Source organism: Modicisalibacter tunisiensis (genome assembly GCF_020148005.1).
GTDB lineage: Bacteria > Pseudomonadota > Gammaproteobacteria > Pseudomonadales > Halomonadaceae > Modicisalibacter > Modicisalibacter tunisiensis.
The window spans coordinates 1-1,294 of record NZ_JAGXFD010000001.1 but is presented as its reverse complement, the minus strand read 5'-3'; the positions used below and the strand labels follow the sequence as shown (position 1 = coordinate 1,294).

The window sequence follows — 1,294 nt, the reverse complement described above, 5'->3', positions numbered from 1 at the left end:
TCCGGGACCTCCTGGAACCCGCCGTTCCCGGCCCTGGTCAAGGGCGTGATCATGGTCGCGCTGATCCTCATGTGCCTGCAGGCCTTCATCCACCTGATCCAGTCGCTGCGCGGCAAGCCCGCCCCGGTGACGCCGCCCGACGAGGAGGGGACCGTCTGATGAGCATCGCCGACGGAACACTGCTGATGGTCGGGGCGATCTTCGCCCTGCTGGTCACCGGCCTGCCGCTGGCCTTCATCACCGGCCTGGTGGCGCTGGCCTTCACCTTCGGCTGGTTCGGCCCCATGGCCCTGCCGCTGGTCACCACCCGGGTCTACGGCTTCGTCACCGAGTATTCGCTGGTGGCGGTGCCGATGTTCGTGCTGATGGCCTCGCTGCTCGACCGATCGGGGATCGCCCGGGACCTGTTCAACGCCATGCGGGTGTTCGCCGGGCGCCTGCCCGGCGGCGTGGCGGTGCAGACCGTGGTGGTGGCCTTCTTCCTCGCCGCGCTGTCCGGGATCATCGGCGGCGAGATCGTGCTGCTGGGCATCCTCGCCCTGCCGCAGATGCTGCGCCTGGGCTACGACAAGCACCTGTCGATCGGCGTGGTGTGTGCCGGCGGCTCGCTGGGCACCATGATGCCGCCGTCGATCGTGCTGATCATCTACGGGCTGATCGCCAGCCAGTCGATCGCCGACCTGTTCACCGCCGCCATCACCCCGGCGCTGCTGCTGATGGGCAGCTACATCGGCTACGTGCTGATCCGCTGCCTGAAGAACCCCAGGCTGGGGCCGCCGCTGACCGACGCCGACCGCGACGAGGGCTTCGCCAATCGCTGGCAGGCGCTCAAGGCCATCATCGTCCCCGGGCTGATCGCCTTCGTGGTGCTGGGCTCGATCTACGGCGGCGTGGCCTCGGTCACCGAAGCCGCGGCGATGGGCGTGTTCGGGGTCTTCGTGGCGGTGATCGCGCGTCGCGAGCTGACGCTGAAGATGCTGCATGCCAGCCTGACCCAGACGCTGATGACCTGCGGCATGATCATCTGGATCGGCATCGGCGCCGCGGCGCTGGTCGGGGTGTACAACCTGATGGGCGGCAACCGCTTCATCTCGCAGGTGATCCTGGGGCTCGACGTGCCGCCGGTGGCGATCCTGCTGGTGATGATGGCGATCCTGCTGGTACTGGGGATGTTCCTCGACTGGATCGGCGTGGCGATGCTGACGCTGCCGATCTTCGTGCCGATCGTCGACCAGCTGGGCTACAGCCCGATCTGGTTCGGCATCCTGTTCGCGGTGAACATGCAGGTGTCGTT

1 protein-coding gene is annotated in these 1,294 nt (G+C 67.6%); it reads left to right on the top strand.

The features are described from left to right. Positions 1–158: 158 nt before the first annotated feature. Positions 159–1,294 (top strand): TRAP transporter large permease (locus KGQ91_RS00005; protein ID WP_224419922.1); only part of this gene is annotated, 1,136 nt, incomplete at its 3' end.